General features: G+C 52.4%; 11 protein-coding genes, 1 tRNA gene and 2 pseudogenes. 4 read left to right on the plus strand and 10 right to left on the minus strand.

What is annotated here, in order from left to right; all coding sequences use genetic code 11:
- Nucleotides 1-41: 41 nt before the first annotated feature.
- From J1782_RS22355 to pepA, 7 genes are all read right to left on the minus strand, one after another.
- The gene (locus tag J1782_RS22355) at nt 42-1,478 is read right to left on the minus strand and encodes a 6-phospho-beta-glucosidase (protein ID WP_217153925.1); all 1,437 of its coding nucleotides are present in this window, start codon (nt 1,476-1,478) and stop codon (nt 42-44) included.
- A gap of 57 nt (nt 1,479-1,535) precedes the next feature.
- The gene (locus J1782_RS22360) at nt 1,536-3,068 is read right to left on the minus strand and encodes a PTS transporter subunit EIIC (protein WP_165061395.1); all 1,533 of its coding nucleotides are present in this window, start codon (nt 3,066-3,068) and stop codon (nt 1,536-1,538) included.
- Between the two features lie 147 nt (nt 3,069-3,215).
- Complete coding sequence (locus J1782_RS22365) at nt 3,216-3,956, minus strand: MurR/RpiR family transcriptional regulator (RefSeq protein ID WP_152327284.1); 741 nt, start codon at nt 3,954-3,956, stop codon at nt 3,216-3,218.
- 36 nt (nt 3,957-3,992) lie between these two features.
- Complete coding sequence (locus tag J1782_RS22370) at nt 3,993-4,496, minus strand: GNAT family N-acetyltransferase (protein WP_165061398.1); 504 nt, start codon at nt 4,494-4,496, stop codon at nt 3,993-3,995.
- A gap of 162 nt (nt 4,497-4,658) precedes the next feature.
- Nucleotides 4,659-7,514, minus strand: coding sequence for a valine--tRNA ligase (locus tag J1782_RS22375; RefSeq protein ID WP_217153926.1), 2,856 nt, complete (start codon nt 7,512-7,514; stop codon nt 4,659-4,661).
- Nucleotides 7,507-7,992, minus strand: a complete 486-nt coding sequence (locus J1782_RS22380; RefSeq protein ID WP_101075028.1) for a DNA polymerase III subunit chi — start codon at nt 7,990-7,992, stop codon at nt 7,507-7,509. Before J1782_RS22380 ends, J1782_RS22375 begins: the two co-directional genes overlap by 8 nt.
- A 119-nt stretch (nt 7,993-8,111) precedes the next feature.
- On the minus strand, nt 8,112-9,623 hold the full coding sequence (gene pepA / locus J1782_RS22385; RefSeq protein WP_101075029.1) for a leucyl aminopeptidase: 1,512 nt from the start codon (nt 9,621-9,623) through the stop codon (nt 8,112-8,114).
- 278 nt (nt 9,624-9,901) lie between these two features.
- Between pepA and lptF the strand changes: the two genes are divergently transcribed.
- Nucleotides 9,902-10,996, plus strand: coding sequence for an LPS export ABC transporter permease LptF (gene lptF, locus J1782_RS22390; protein WP_152327280.1), 1,095 nt, complete (start codon nt 9,902-9,904; stop codon nt 10,994-10,996).
- Nucleotides 10,996-12,066: an LPS export ABC transporter permease LptG gene (lptG, locus tag J1782_RS22395; protein ID WP_152327279.1), complete on the plus strand. Its 1,071-nt coding sequence runs from the start codon at nt 10,996-10,998 to the stop codon at nt 12,064-12,066. Before lptF ends, lptG begins: the two co-directional genes overlap by 1 nt.
- Nucleotides 12,067-12,144: 78 nt before the next feature.
- Here the strand turns inward: lptG and ampH are convergent, their stop codons facing one another.
- On the minus strand, nt 12,145-13,284 hold the full coding sequence (gene ampH / locus J1782_RS22400) for a D-alanyl-D-alanine-carboxypeptidase/endopeptidase AmpH (protein WP_152327278.1): 1,140 nt from the start codon (nt 13,282-13,284) through the stop codon (nt 12,145-12,147).
- Nucleotides 13,285-13,503: 219 nt separating this feature from the next.
- On the opposite strand from ampH, the gene J1782_RS22405 reads away from it, so the two are divergent.
- Together J1782_RS22405 and J1782_RS22410 are read left to right on the plus strand one after the other, a co-directional pair.
- A tRNA-Leu gene (locus tag J1782_RS22405) sits at nt 13,504-13,588 on the plus strand.
- Between the two features lie 198 nt (nt 13,589-13,786).
- Nucleotides 13,787-14,173, plus strand: a pseudogene (locus J1782_RS22410) (Arm DNA-binding domain-containing protein); the annotation flags it as partial.
- On the opposite strand, the gene J1782_RS22415 reads toward J1782_RS22410, so the two are convergent.
- Together J1782_RS22415 and J1782_RS26580 are read right to left on the minus strand one after the other, a co-directional pair.
- The gene (locus J1782_RS22415) at nt 14,131-15,222 is read right to left on the minus strand and encodes a VENN motif pre-toxin domain-containing protein (RefSeq protein WP_371819818.1); all 1,092 of its coding nucleotides are present in this window, start codon (nt 15,220-15,222) and stop codon (nt 14,131-14,133) included. The pseudogene J1782_RS22410 and the gene J1782_RS22415 overlap by 43 nt on opposite strands.
- A 45-nt stretch (nt 15,223-15,267) precedes the next feature.
- A pseudogene (locus J1782_RS26580) lies at nt 15,268-15,477 on the minus strand (type VI secretion system baseplate subunit TssG); the annotation flags it as partial.
- Nucleotides 15,478-15,576: the final 99 nt, after the last annotated feature.

Consider the following 15,576-nt stretch of genomic DNA (forward strand, 5'->3'; position numbering starts at 1 on the left):
GGGCAATGCCCGGTTTTTTTATTTCCGCCAGTTCAGAAGAATTAAAGTACTTCCCCGTTGCTCTCAATCACTTTCTGATACCAGCCAAAACTCTCTTTTTTCGAACGTGCCATCGTGCCGGTGCCATCGTCATTTTTATCGACGTGGATAAAGCCATAGCGTTTGCTGTACTGGCCGGTGGTGAAGGACACGCAGTCAATACAGCCCCACGGCGTGTAGCCCATCAGATCCACACCATCTTCCAGCACGGCTTTTTTCATCTGCTCGATATGCGCTTTCAGATAAGCGATGCGGTAATCGTCGTGAATGACACCATCGTCGCCCGCTTTATCGATAGCGCCAAAACCATTTTCGACAATAAACAGCGGTTTCTGGTAGCGCTCGTACAGAATGTTCAGGGTATAACGCAGGCCAACAGGATCAATCTGCCATCCCCAGTCGGATGCCTTCACGTGCGGATTCGGGACGCTGCCTGCAAAGCCGGATAACCCGTTATCATCACTTGGGTTGTGCGCTGAAATCGCGTTGCTCATGTAATAGCTCAGGCCGATGTAGTCCGCGCAGCCTTCTCTCAGTGCCTGCAAATCTCCGTCTTCCATTTTGATGTTGAAGCCGCGACGTTCCCATTCTTTCAGTGCATACGCAGGGTAATAACCGCGCATATGCACATCGCTGAACAGGAAGCGTTCATGCATCGCTTCGACCGAATACATCACGTCATCCGGGTGGCAGGAGAACGGGTACAACGGCACCATGGCGATCATGCAGCCAATCTGGAAATCAGGGTTGATCTGATGGCCGAGTTTGACCACTTTGGCGCTGGCCACGAACTGGTGATGCAACACCTGATACAGGGTTTCTTCGGGTTTTTCCTGTTCGGTGAATACCACACCGGAGCAGCAATAACCGAACAGCGGATATTTCCAGTTGCGCTGGTTATTGATCTCATTGAATGTCATCCAGTATTTCACTTTGCCTTTGTAACGCTCCATCACGACCTGGCTGAAACGCACAAAGAAATCCACCACCTGACGGTTTTTCCAGCCGCCGTATTCCTTCACCAGATGCCATGGCATTTCGAAGTGAGAAAGGGTGATCACCGGCTCAATATTATGTTTGAGCAGCTCATCAAACATGTCGTCGTAGAATTGCAGACCCGCTTCGTTTGGCTGTAATTCGTCACCGTTCGGGAAGATTCGCGTCCAGGCAATCGAAGTACGGAAACATTTGAAGCCCATTTCGGCAAACAGCGCGATGTCTTCTTTGTAGTGCGAATAAAAATCGACAGCTTCGTGGTTAGGGTAGCTGTAACCCTTCTCCAGCACACCGTCTGTCATCACGCGATCGACGCCGTGTGCGCCGCCGGAAAGCACGTCGCAAATGCTCACGCCTTTGCCGCCTTTGTTCCAGCCTCCTTCAACCTGATGTGCCGCAACTGCGCCGCCCCATAAGAAATCTTTCGGTAACTGTTGACTCATTTTCGTTCTCCCTTGAGGCGGGCTGTAGCAGCCCGCGTGGTAAATGTAATATCCGGTTTAATTCATTTCTGCCTGTGCGGCGCGCTGACTTTCAGCCTGGATCTTTTTCGTGGCCGCGACATCGGGCTCATCTTTGAAACCGACCAGCCAGGTAAACAGGGCGCCGAGCACAAAGGCGACGGTAATCGAGAGCAGGAAACCGAGGAACTGCGGCATGTGGCCTTCTTTGAAGAATACCGGCAATACCGCAATGCCCGGCAAACAGTAGCTCCATGACACGGCGTTGAAGGACCCGGCAATCGCACCGCCGATACCACCCGCCACGCAACTGCACAGGAAAGGTTTTTTCAGGCGCAGGGCCACACCGTAAATCGCAGGTTCGGTAATCCCAAACAGGCCGGTAACGCCCGCGGAGAGGGAAATCCCTTTCATTTCACGGCTGCGGGTTTTCAGATATACGCCAAACATACTGCCGGTCATTGCAAAGACGGCGGATGCCTGCAGGCCGGTAAAGGTGTCATAACCCAGCGTTGCGTAGTTGCCGACAGTAACTGGCGTAATGCCCCAGTGAACACCGAGTGTGACCAGCGGTTGCCAGAAAGCACCGACAACAAAACCGGCAATGGTCGGGCTGAGGTGATAGAGATAGTTGTAAACGCCGCCAATCGCGCCGCCGATCAGGTTGCCGATCGGGCCGAATACCAGAAGCGTCATCGGTACCATAATGGCGATACAAAACATCGGGGTGAACAGGTTGCGGATGACGACTGGCAACACTTTATTGAAGAAGCGTTCGACGTAAGACATCGCCCAAACCATCAGGATGATCGGAATAACTGACGCGGTATAGCTGAGATATTTCACCGGTATCCCGAGGAAATCGAGCGTTGGCGAAGCCAGCGGAATGCCGACAATGTTAGTCAGGATGCTGGCGATTTCCGGATTGTTCACGGCTTCACGCATCAGTTGCTGCATGGCCGGGTCGGCGGAGTTGATCGAGGTGATTTTGAACGCGGTCAGCATGTTCATATAATCAGGGCTGATCAGCGCACAGGCCGTAATGACAGCGGTAAACGGATGGACGTTGAATTTTTTTGCCGCCGTAAACGCGATCATGACCGGCAGGAAGGTAAACGCCGTCCAGGAAACGAAATTGAGAATACGGTAGGTGCCGCTGCCTGAGTCCATAATCCCGACGGCTGCGAGGAAAGAAATGATCCCCTGTAAAATACCGCAGGCGGCGAGCTGATAAAGGAATGGCGTGAAGATACTGGAAATGACATCCATCACGCGGCTGACGATGCCGACGTTCGGCGCAGAGACCGGCGCGTTTTCGTCGACGTGGATCAGTTTCAGAACCTGTTTATAAGCGTCGCTGACGTGGTTACCAATCACCACTTGCATCTGGCCGCCGGCCTCAATCACCGTGATCACGCCCTTGACGCGTTTTAATTCTTCTTTATCGACGGCTTTATTATCTTTCAGAACAAAACGTAAACGGGTGGCGCAATGTGTGATGCTAATCACATTATTATCGCCGCCAATATATTTAACAATTTCCTGAGCTGTCTGAGCGTAATCAATGGCCATTATTTATTATTCTCCAGCGGGTAAACAGAGGTGAGCTTTTTTGTTTTTTTACTCGTTGGCAGGAGTGTAGCAAAAGAAAGGGTATTGTCACGATATAACAAAAAACAACTCAGGTGATTTGTTACACCTTAAAAACACCCTGTTTTTTCATTGCGCTGAGTCACGTTTTATTAAAGGTAATTTCTTTCCAATCGTTTCGATAATATAAAGTACGGGGATCTGCGTTGTAATATTGTACTGGCCTTCTAATACAATTTGCGGCATGTGGTAGGAGATGTTGAGGTCTGCCATACGCGCCAGCGTTGAGTTTTCGCTGTTCGTCAGGCTGATGATCTGGCAGTTGTGCTGGCTGAACTGTGTAGCGAACCGTAATACTTCCTCCGTCTCCCCTGAGACAGAAAGAATAATAGCGATGGCATCTTTATACATATCGCTGTTAATCGGAAAATAAGGATCGTCAATAAAGGTACTGAATTTCCCGACGTTTGAGAAAAAACGTGCGCTGTATTTCCCTAATGAGCCTGATGTTCCTACGCCGACAAATATAATTCGCTGCGCGTCGGAAATTCTTTTGGCCGCCTGATCTAATAATTCATCAAATTCGCTGTTATTAATACTTTTGAAATAGCTGATTATTTCACTGATGCCAAAGGAGACCGGCGGTTTTTCTTCATGTTCTAAAAACAATTTAAAACGGATACGAAACTCAGAATATCCTTCACAATCCATTTTTTTGCAAAAACGCAGAACCGTGGTGGTGGATACCCCGGCGGCATCTGCCAGCTCACGGATAGTCATGTACATCACTTTATCGCCATTTTTGACGATGTAGTTATAGACCGTCAGTTCCAGTTCGTTTAACGCTGAAATGGCTTTATGTGTGAACATGAGATGCCTGTTTTTTTATGGATTGCGAAAAGGATATCAGAGGTATTTTAACATCGTCACTTCACAATCGACATGCCCCGTATTGCCCAGTGAGCCATTAATATGTTGAAAACCCAGACGCTCATACAGCGCGATCGCCTGCGTCAGACTGGCAGTTGTTTCCAGATAGCAGCGCGCGAATCCGTTCTGGCGGGCATGTTCCATTGCCTGTAACGCCAGTCGTTTCGCCAGACCCTGGCCGCGCAGCGAAGGCAGGAAATACATTTTTTGCAGTTCGCACAAATCATCTTCGCCGCCAGAAAGCGGTGCAACACCGCCGCCGCCGGCGACTTTACCGTCGACTTCCACCACCCAGTAAGCGCAACGTGGCTGACTGTAGCTTTCATACAGATGATCCAAATTCGGGTCTGCTACGGTATAGCCTTTATCGGCAGTCAGGCCAAATTCAGCAGATACATGGCGGATCACGTGTGCGATAGCCGCGTTATCTTCAGGGCGAATCGGGCGCACCAACACGCTGACAGGAAGGGAGGTCGTCATATTGCTCACTCAGTTTCAAATAATAAGATAAATAAACAGACCGTTTTAATACCATCTAAGGGCAGGTGGGTGCAACGTTACCGGCTGTTATCGCAGAATAAAAAAGGCCGCTTTCGCGGCCTTTGTCATCTCATGTATTTACCCGGATAACCGGCACCAAAATTACAGAGCAGCGATTGTTGCTTTCTGTTCTGCAATCTTGATTTTGGCTTCACCGCAGTCTGCCAGACGTTCGCGCTCTTTTGCGACTACGGCTTCCGGCGCACGCGCCACAAAACCTTCGTTAGACAGTTTGCCTTCGATAGACGCAATCTCGCCATCCAGCTTCGCCATCTCTTTGTCCAGACGCGCCAGCTCGGCATCTTTGTCGATCAGACCGGCCATTGGGATCAGCAACTCAGCGCCTTCAACCAGTTTGGTGACAGACACAGGGCCTTTGTCACCTGCAGGCAGAATGGTAATGGATTCCAGACGCGCCAGAGACTTAATGAAGCTCAGGTTCTGTTCAACACGACGCTGTGCATCGGCACTCGCACCGCGCAGCAGCAGTTCCAGCGGCTTGGCCGGAGACAGATTCATCTCGGCACGCACGTTACGGATAGCGATGATCGCCTGCTTGATCCACTCAAGATCGGCCAGCGCCAGTTCGTCTGCTTTCGCCGCGTCAAATTCCGGGAAAGGCTGCAGCATGATGGTTTCTGCTGTGATGCCTTTCAGCGTTTTCACGCGCTGCCAGATGGTTTCTGTGATGAAAGGAATGATCGGGTGCGCAAGACGTAGCAGACCTTCCAGCACTTCAACCAGCGTATGACGGGTGCCGCGTAGTTGTGCTTCGCTGCCACCGTTCATGACCGGTTTAGTCAGCTCCAGATACCAGTCGCAGAACTGGTTCCAGGTGAATTCATAGAGAATGCTGGCGGCCAGATCAAAGCGGTAGTTATCCATCGCTTCACGGTAAGATTTCACGGTGCGGTTATATTCCGCGAGGATCCAGCGGTCAGCCAGTGACAGCTCAAGTTCGCCACCATTCAGACCACAATCCTGATCTTCGGTGTTCATCAGTACGAAGCGGCTGGCGTTCCACAGTTTGTTACAGAAGTTGCGGTAACCTTCAAGACGCTTCATGTCCCAGTTGATGTCACGGCCGGTAGAAGCCAGTGCCGCCAGCGTGAAGCGCAGGGCATCGGTGCCGTGCGGTTCGATGCCGTTCGGGAATTGCTTCTCGGTGCGCTTGCGGATTTTTTCCGCCAGCTGCGGCTGCATCATGTTGCCGGTACGTTTTTCCAGCAGATCTTCCAGCGAAATACCGTCAATCATATCCAGCGGATCGATGACGTTACCTTTGGACTTGGACATTTTCTGCCCTTCGTCGTCGCGGATAAGACCGGTCATGTAAACGGTGTTAAACGGAACCTGTGGCTTGCCATTCTCGTCTTTCACGAAATGCATGGTCATCATGATCATGCGCGCAATCCAGAAGAAGATGATGTCGAAGCCGCTCACAACAACGCTTGAAGGGTGGAAAGCTTTGAGATCAGGCGTCTGTTCTGGCCAGCCCAGTGTAGAGAATGTCCACAGGCCGGAAGAGAACCAGGTGTCGAGCACGTCTTCGTCCTGAGTCAGCACAACGTCTGCGCCCAGATTGTTTTCACTGCGGACTTCCGCTTCGTCACGGCCAACGAATACGTTGCCTTCGGCGTCATACCACGCAGGAATACGGTGTCCCCACCACAGCTGACGGGAAATACACCAGTCCTGAATGTCACGCATCCAGCTGAAATACATATTTTCGTACTGTTTAGGTACGAACTGGATTTCACCTTGCTCAACGGCCTCCACCGCGACTTTCGCCAGTGGCGCAGTGCGGACGTACCACTGGTCAGTCAGCATGGGTTCGATAACCACGCCGCCACGGTCACCGTAAGGTACGGTCAGGTCGTGAGGTTTGATTTCTTCGAGCAGACCGGCTTCGTCAAATGCAGCGACGACCGCTTTACGCGCGGCAAAGCGCTCCAGGCCACGGAACTGTTCAGGGATATCGTTAGCACAGGCATCGCTTTCTTCGCCGTTAGTGTCGAACACTTCAGCAGTCTGGCGGATATCGCCATCGAAAGTCAGTATGTTGATCATCGGCAGACCGTGACGTTTACCGACTTCATAGTCATTAAAGTCATGCGCAGGCGTGATCTTCACACAACCGGTGCCCTTTTCCATGTCGGCATGTTCGTCGCCCACGATGGGAATACGGCGGCCTACCAGCGGCAAAATGATTTCTTTGCCGATGAGATCTTTATAACGCGGATCTTCCGGGTTAACGGCCACGCCGGTATCACCGAGGACGGTTTCCGGACGGGTGGTCGCGACAACCAGATAATCTTTGCCTTCAGCGGTTTTCGCGCCGTCAGCCAGCGGATAGCGCAGGTGCCACATGGAACCTTTGGATTCGCGGTTTTCAACTTCGAGGTCGGAAATCGCGGTGCGCAGCTTTGGATCCCAGTTCACCAGGCGTTTGCCACGGTAAATCAGATCTTCTTTATACAAGCGTACGAACACTTCTCGCACGGCGTTGGACAGGCCTTCGTCCATGGTGAAGCGCTCACGCTCCCAGTCCACGGAATCGCCGAGACGGCGCATCTGACGGGTAATGGTGCCGCCGGATTCTGCTTTCCAATCCCAGATTTTGTCGATAAACGCTTCACGGCCGTAGTCGTGACGGGTTTTGCCTTCTTCGGCTGCGATTTTACGCTCAACCACCATCTGCGTTGCGATGCCCGCATGGTCGGTGCCCGCCTGCCACAGAGTATTTTTACCCTGCATGCGCTGATAGCGGATCATGGCGTCCATGATGGTTTGCTGGAAAGCATGACCCATGTGCAAGCTGCCGGTAACGTTCGGCGGCGGGATCATGATGGCAAAGCTTTCTTTACTGGTATCACCATGTGGCTTGAAATAGCCCTGTTGTTCCCAGTGCTCGTAAAGCGGCTGCTCGATGTCTTGCGGGTTATATGTCTTATCCATTTCGCTTCGTATTTTCGTCGGTCGATGTGGTGACTGAGGGCGGCGTGGCCGTCGTCAAAGAGAAACCCACGCTGCGATAGGCTTTGTAGCGTTCGCGCGCAAGCTGTTTAAGGGAATCTTCGTAAGGAACGAAGTCTACCACTTCATGGAAAGCAGTAGCAAAATCTGCAAATTCAGGCAGGAGGCTTATCAGCAGGTCGCGTGGCGCATTGCCGCGCTTACCCGGCCAGCAAAGCTCCACCGGTGCACCAAATCTCGGGCCTTCACCCGCCAGATTGTGTGGCACAAAATGGTTTGGATCACGCTTCCACAGCGCTTCATCCAGACGCTCGGCCTGTTTTTGATCTTCACAGGCCAGCAGAACACGTTTGCCCATCCGGTAACGTTCGGCGGCGACCTGACAGGCCAGCGCTTCGTGTGAGCTGAGCTCGCCACTTGCATCCGGCGCATCGAGAAGAAAGAAGGTTGCCTGTTTCATGATGAGTTCACTGTGCTGCTGAGAAAAAACAGGGGCGCAACTGGGTGCGCCCGCCTGTGAAGGGTCTGAGGATATTTCCAGACCCTGACTGGAGAATTATACCTTATTTAGCGAATGAATCATTCATCGCCATCAAGGCCAGCGCGGTTCAGCAGGAACTGCGCCAGAAGTGCGACCGGACGACCGGTTGCGCCTTTGTTTTTACCTGAACGCCATGCGGTACCGGCGATGTCCAGATGCGCCCAGCTGTATTTACGGGTGAAGCGCGACAGGAAGCAACCCGCGGTGATTGCACCACCCGGACGGCCACCGATGTTCGCCATATCAGCAAAATTGGAATCCAGCTGTTCCTGATATTCATCCGCCAGCGGCAGACGCCACGCGCGGTCACCGGCCTGTTCGGACGCGCCGATCAGTTCGTGTGCCAGCGGATTGTGGTTCGACAGCAGACCGGTGATGTGATGGCCAAGGGCAATCACGCAGGCGCCGGTCAGCGTGGCGACGTCAATCACCAGCTCAGGATCAAAGCGTTCAACGTAAGTCAGTGCATCGCACAGCACCAGACGGCCTTCTGCGTCGGTATTGAGCACTTCAACGGTCTGGCCGGACATGGTCGTCAGAATATCGCCCGGACGGAACGCCTGACCGCCTGGCATGTTTTCACAGCCTGCGAGCACGCCAATCACGTTGAGCGGCAGATTCAGTTCAGCCACCACGCGCATTGCGCCGTAAACCGCTGCGGCACCGCACATGTCGTACTTCATTTCATCCATATCAGCCGCTGGCTTAATGGAAATACCGCCGGAATCGAAGGTCAGACCTTTACCGACGAGCACGATAGGCTTAGCGTCAGGATTAGGATTTCCTTTATATTCCATCACCGACATCAGTGATTCGTTTTTCGAACCCTGACCTACCGCCAGATACGCATTCATCCCCAGCTCTTTCATCTGCTGTTCGCCGATTACGCGAGTGGTGATGTTGGTGCTGAACGCATCTGCCAGCTGACGGGCCTGCGACGCCAGATACGCGGCGTTACAGATGTTCGGTGGCATATTGCCGAGATCTTTTGCGGCTTTGATACCGGCAGAAACCGCCAGACCATGGGAAATTGCGCGCTCACCGCTGGTCAGTTCACGGCGTGTCGGCACGTTGAAGACCATTTTACGCAGCGGACGGCGAGGTTCGGTTTTATTGCTTTTAAGCTGATCGAAGGTGTAAAGCGATTCTTTGGAGGTCTCGACCGCCTGACGCACTTTCCAGTAAGTATTGCGCCCTTTAACGTGCAGCTCGGTGAGGAAGCAAACGGCCTCCATAGAACCGGTGTCGTTCAGGGTGTTGATCGTTTTCTGGATCACCTGTTTGTACTGGCGCTCATCCAGCTCACGCTCTTTGCCGCAACCAATCAGCAAGATACGTTCGGAAAGGATATTCGGTACATGATGCAGTAACAGGGTCTGGCCCACTTTGCCTTCAAGTTCGCCACGGCGGAGCAGGGCGCTGATGTAGCCATCACTGATTTTATCGAGCTGTTCGGCAATCGGTGACAGGCGGCGAGGTTCGAAAACGCCGACTACAATACAGGCACTGCGTTGTTTTTCCGGGCTACCGCTTTTTACGCTGAACTCCATGCACTCTCCTGAATCTTAAAGACAAGGGCGGGAGGTACGGCTAGAATGAGTCGCCGGAGACACTCTCCCGTCATTGTGTTAACGACCTGTGTTAACCTTAAACGGCGTTAGTTTTTATTTTGGCGGCTATAAGCAAGTTCCTATAGGACACCCCAAATCTCGGTGTTGTAATACTATTTTAGCTGCGAAGGTTGCCATATGATGAGAATAAATGACGGATTAGCGATGAAACTAGCGATTTTCCTTCAAAAAGACAAGTTTTCACAGGCGTATTAAGCGTGATCATCATTAGATATCTGGTTAGGGAAACCTTCAAGAGCCAATTTGCCATTCTGTTCATTTTACTTCTTATCTTCTTCTGTCAGAAGCTGGTCAGAGTGCTTGGAGCAGCGGTCGATGGCGATATCCCAACAAATTTAGTTCTGTCACTTCTGGGGTTAGGTATTCCGGAAATGGCGCAGCTTATTCTTCCACTCAGCCTGTTCCTTGGTCTGCTGATGACGTTCGGCCGGTTATATACCGATAGCGAAATTACCGTCATGCATGCGTGTGGCCTTGGAAAACGCTCACTGGTTATCGCGGCGCTGGTTTTGGCGCTGTTTACGTCATTTTTCGCCGGGATTAATGCCATCTGGCTGAGTCCCTGGTCGTCAAAACATCAGGACGCGGTTCTGGCGGAAGCGAAAGCTAACCCGAGCATGGCGGCGATGGTTGAAGGCCAGTTCCAGCAGGCGCAGAACGGCAATGCGGTTCTGTTTGTCGGCAGTGTAAAAGGGAAAGAATTCCACAACGTTTTCCTCGCGCAGTTACGCCCGAACGGCAACCAGCGACCTTCCGTCGTGGTGGCAGATAAAGGGCACATGTTGCAGCGTGCTGACGGTTCACAACAGGTGATGCTGGATAAAGGCACGCGTTACGAAGGCACCGCATTGTTGCGTGATTTCCGTGTTACGGACTTCACCGATTATCTGGCGGTTATCGGCCATCAGACCGTGCAACTTGACCCGAATCAGTCTGATCAGATGACCATGACGCAGCTCTGGAATTCCAATGAACCGGAAGCCAGTGCAGAGCTGAACTGGCGTTTAACGCTGATCGTTTCCGTGTTTATTATGGCGTTGCTGGTGGTTCCGCTCAGCGTGGTCAACCCGCGTCAGGGCCGCGTTCTGAGTATGCTGCCGGCTATCCTGCTCTATCTGATTTTCTTCCTGCTGCAAACCTCCCTGCGGTCTAACGGCGCGAAGGGCAAGCTGGATCCGTTCCTCTGGATGTGGGGAACGAACCTGCTCTACCTGGCACTGGCACTGGTGCTTAATGCGTGGGATACCTTGCCGGTTCGCAAGATCCGGGCGCGTCTGAGAGGAGTTGCCTGATGTTTGGCGTATTAGACCGTTACATTGGTCGCACTATCTTCAACACCATCATGATGACGTTGTTCATGCTGGTGTCACTTTCCGGCATCATCAAGTTTGTCGATCAGCTGCGTAAAGTCGGGCAGGGAGGCTATTCCGCCGCCGGTGCCGGGTTGTACACCTTGCTTAGCGTGCCAAAAGATATCGAGATTTTCTTCCCGATGGCGGCGTTACTGGGTGCATTGCTTGGCTTAGGTACGCTGGCAACACGCAGCGAACTGGTGGTTATGCAGGCTTCCGGTTTCACCCGTATGCAGATAGCCGCTTCCGTGATGAAAACGGCGATCCCTCTGGTGCTTCTGACCATGGCGATTGGTGAATGGGTGGCGCCGCAGGGCGAACAAATGGCCCGTAATTACCGTGCGCAGGCGATGTACGGCGGTTCGTTGCTATCCACTCAGAACGGTTTATGGGCGAAAGACGGTCACGACTTTATCTACATTGAGCGTGTGGCTGGTGAAAAAGAGCTGACAGGCGTCAACATCTATCACTTCAATGATCAGAACAAATTGCAGTCCGTCCGTTATGCCTCTTCGGCAACCTTTGACGGCGGTGAGTGGAAACTCTCTCAGGTGGATGAGTCTGACCTGACAGATAACCTGCAAATCACCGGTTCTCAGACGCTGACCGGCGTGTGGAAAACGAACCTGACGCCGGACAAACTGGGCGTTGTTGCGCTGGATCCTGACGCATTGTCGATCAGCGGTCTGCACAACTATGTGAAATATCTCAAGCAGAGCGGGCAGGAAGCTAAACGTTATCAGCTGAATATGTGGAGTAAAATCTTCTCGCCACTGTCTGTCGCGGTGATGATGCTGATGGCGCTCTCGTTCATCTTCGGACCTCTGCGCAGTGTGCCGATGGGCGTGCGTGTGGTTACCGGTATTTGCTTCGGTTTCCTGTTCTACGTACTTGACCAGATCTTCGGCCCGTTAAGCCTGGTTTATAACATTCCGCCGATCCTTGGCGCACTGTTACCAAGCGGATTGTTCTTCGTCATCAGTATGTTTTTGCTGCTGAAAAAAAGATAAACTTGCCCGTGCGGATAAACAAAAAGCAGGCCTTTCATGAGCCTGCTTTTTTTACGTCTGAAGATTGTGAGCCGGGCGTTAAATCTCGTTATTACGCACCAGATCCGCCACCAGATCGTTCACACCATCACTCATATTCTTAAACTTGGTCAGTTCACTGCGGGTGACCACCACGAACACGCCGACACCGCGTTGGGGTACCATTGCAACATACGTGATAAAGCCGCCACCGCCGCCGGTTTTCTGAATGATGCGCGGCAGCAACGGCGTTGGCGCCATCGTTACCCAGCCCATTCCCAGTGAATCCGCCATGCCCGGGACATCCATCCCTTTCAGCGAGACCAGATCGGTACGCTTGTAATACATCTTTTGCGCCATTTCAGCCGTGGTGGTGCGCTGCCCGAGGAACTGACGCATCCAGCGGCCCATATCGGCTGGTGTGGAATAAATCCCACCGCTGCCCGCGGCTGCAATGGTGTTAATGCAAGGACTTGGACGCAGACCTTCCATCAGGCGCGAACACTGGCTGGCGTTTGGCGTCAGCGTTGTATCGATCATGCCTAGTGGCTGAGTAATCTGGTCACGCAGCAACTGTGTGTAAGGCTGGTTAGCTGCTTTCGATAACGCATCAGAAAGCAGGTCAAACGCCAGATTGGAGTATGACGCGCGGGCACCCGGCGGCACAGTGAGTTTCGCGACACTCAGCCAGGTCCAGCGATCGCTTTTCGTCGGCCAGGTGAACACGGCACGATGCGCGACACCGCCGGGCTGCTCGCGTGGCAGTCCGCTGGTGTGCGTGGCCAGATTCAGCAGCGTAATCGGATTAGTGCCGCTGTAAGAGGGCACGCGGGCACCGGCCGGAGCGTATTTACGTAGCGGATCGTTAATGCTGACTTTGCCTTGCTGCGCCATTTTCACCAGCACTTCGCTGGTAATGAGTTTGGTCAGCGACGCGATACGTACCACGGAGTCTTCACGCGGACGGATATCGGAACCCGGTTTTGTTTCCCCGAAACTGCGGAAAACCTGCTGATTATTATCAACGACTACCAGCGCCATTCCCATTGCGCCGCTGCCGTAAAAGATGTGTTCTGCATGGTCATCCACGACCTGCGACGCCAGACGCGCATTGGCCTGCGCGTGGCTCCATAAAGGCGTACTGGCGAGGGCCAGCGCGAGGAGCGAAAGTGAGAGTTTTTTCAACAAGCTGGTATCCATCAACAGGGCATAATCTATTCGTGATTTGTATACTAATGCGAAGTTTGATAAACGGCATCGGAAAAACGAAGACAAATCGTAGTTTTTTGTCAGCAAAACCCCTCCGGATTGCGGTTCGTGTCTGTTTTTTCAACACTTAAACCGGACAACACGGGATAACTATTGCGTGACCGGCTGGGCTGGGTATAATGCCCACGTTTTCCGCATACTACTTTCAGTGCCGAAGTGGCGAAATCGGTAGACGCAGTTGATTCAAAATCAACCATCGAAAGATGTGCCGGTTCGATTCCGGCCTTCGGCACCATTAGTATGTAAATAGACCTCAACTGAGGTCTTTTTTTATGTCTAAAATCCAGTCCCCGCAAGGCTCCTCTCGCTTTTTCAGTCAACATAAGTCAACCTGATTCAATCTACATCAACTTACTGATGTGGGTACAATTGTGGGTATATCCCGCTTCGATAATATTTGTACCCACACAGAACCTTTGAAAGGATATTCAACATGGCTCTGAGTGATGTGAAGGTTCGTACAGCCAAGCCTGAAGCTAAAGCTTATAAGCTCACAGATGGCGACGGCATGGTATTGCTGGTTCATCCTAACGGTTCAAAGTACTGGCGCTTACGTTATCGGTTTAATGGTAAGGAGAAGATGCTGGCGCTGGGAATATACCCAGAAGTAACGCTTGCTGATGCCAGGGCGCGACGTGATGAAGCCCGTAAGCAATTAGCTAACGGCATTGACCCTAGTGATAAAAAGAAAACAGATAAGATCGAGCAAGCTGAAACTCGAACATTCAAAGAAGTTGCGATTGAATGGCATGCTACGAATAAGAAGTGGTCGAAGGATCATAGCGCTCGAGTTTTGAAAACACTGGAAGTGAAGTGGTTTACTGAACTCGTGTCACCACCAACGATCCCGCCGGCCAATCCGCCTGCAAGCGTAGCCAATGCGGTCACAGTTTGTTTTTCCTGCTCCGTCAATTGCTCCACGCTACGGTCGCCATAAAGTTGAGTTTTAATGTACTCAGCTCCCGCTGCTGATATTCCAGCGCCAGATGCCCCTGCTAGTGCATTGCCACCTTGTAACTCAGCAGATACAGCCCCTAGTACTATATGTGCCATCACTCGACTTTCTTCATCCGGCGCCACTTTCTTAATCACCTCCGCCAGATACGGTGCGGCACCTCCGGCAAGGGCCGCTTTGATATCACCGCCCGCCAGCCCCTGTATTGCCGCCGTCGCCGCTGACAGACCCTGCTGCAGCGCGCTGCCCGTCCCGTATTTCGCCATCTCTGTTTTATAGACGTCTGTCTTGCGCAGCTCCTCAGCTGTCATATCAGGGGGCGCTTTCTTCGCCTCGCTCAGCCCGTTCAGGTCACCCTGCGTCCGCGCAATGTCCATCGCCTGAACACCAATTTCCCCAATCAGCTGCGCCTCTTTTAGCCGGTTCTGCTCCTTCTCTTTATCAAAGATAGGGGAGAGGGTCTGGTTGGCGTGCTCGACGTCGCGGCTCAGCTCACCCACGTCCTGCTTCTGGCTGTCCTTATCGCGGATTGTTATCGTGCCTTCACTCACCGCTGATTTCGTTGTTGAGCTATCGCTTCCGCTGCCGTTAACGCCCACCAGCAGGCCGTTGGCCATATTCCCCACGAACTGCCCGCCGATGTTTCCACCCGAGCTAATCCCAACGCTATGATGTTCGACTTCATATTCGGCGCTGTTGTGGATATCGCTGAATCCTAACGTGCCGGTGTCGAGTTTGTTCAGGCTGGTATCCGCCGTCGAGCCGATAACCGCACCGTTGAGCTGCGTATGCTCACCGACGGTGATATCAAAGCCACCCTTACCGGCGAAGATACCTGTCTGCTCCTGCACACTCTCGTACGTGCTGTGCATTTTGTCCCGGCTCAGGTTAAGCGAACCGCTGCCGCCGCTCATGCTCACACTGCCGCCCGCGCTGGCGTTCTGCTGCTTCGAGTCGTGCGAAATATTGTCGGCGCCACTGTCTTCAAAGGTGGCTGGATAGCTGTATTTACGACAGATGCGGTAAAACTGCGCCATCATCCGGTGGTTGAAGATATCCAGAAACGCTTCCATGGCGTCATGGCTATCACGTCGTTGAGTGATGTCATCGATCTAGCTGGTCGGCAGTGGTGAATCGATGCCGTAAAACCCCATAAAAGAGGTGCGCACCTCGTTCCTGGTCCATTTTTTAATTAATATCAAAAAACCAAAAGATTAAACCAGTAGGGATGCCTAACAGGCTAATTTTCAATATTGTAACTATTTCTG

The organism is Rahnella sp. BCC 1045 (assembly GCF_019049615.1).
In the GTDB taxonomy this organism is placed as follows: Bacteria; Pseudomonadota; Gammaproteobacteria; order Enterobacterales; family Enterobacteriaceae; genus Rahnella; species Rahnella contaminans.

Excerpts from the sequence above, each read along its gene's own strand:
- pepA (WP_101075029.1), bottom strand. The coding sequence starts at position 9,623 with ATGGAGTTCAGCGTAAAAAGCGGTAGCCCGGAAAAACAACGCAGTGCC.
- ampH (WP_152327278.1), bottom strand. The coding sequence starts at position 13,284 with ATGGATACCAGCTTGTTGAAAAAACTCTCACTTTCGCTCCTCGCGCTG.
- J1782_RS22375 (WP_217153926.1), bottom strand. The coding sequence starts at position 7,514 with ATGGATAAGACATATAACCCGCAAGACATCGAGCAGCCGCTTTACGAG.
- J1782_RS22355 (WP_217153925.1), bottom strand. The coding sequence starts at position 1,478 with ATGAGTCAACAGTTACCGAAAGATTTCTTATGGGGCGGCGCAGTTGCG.
- J1782_RS22380 (WP_101075028.1), bottom strand. The coding sequence starts at position 7,992 with ATGAAACAGGCAACCTTCTTTCTTCTCGATGCGCCGGATGCAAGTGGC.
- J1782_RS22415 (WP_371819818.1), bottom strand. The coding sequence starts at position 15,222 with ATGAGCGGCGGCAGCGGTTCGCTTAACCTGAGCCGGGACAAAATGCAC.
- J1782_RS22360 (WP_165061395.1), bottom strand. The coding sequence starts at position 3,068 with ATGGCCATTGATTACGCTCAGACAGCTCAGGAAATTGTTAAATATATT.
- J1782_RS22370 (WP_165061398.1), bottom strand. The coding sequence starts at position 4,496 with ATGACGACCTCCCTTCCTGTCAGCGTGTTGGTGCGCCCGATTCGCCCT.
- lptG (WP_152327279.1), top strand. The coding sequence starts at position 10,996 with ATGTTTGGCGTATTAGACCGTTACATTGGTCGCACTATCTTCAACACC.
- J1782_RS22365 (WP_152327284.1), bottom strand. The coding sequence starts at position 3,956 with ATGTTCACACATAAAGCCATTTCAGCGTTAAACGAACTGGAACTGACG.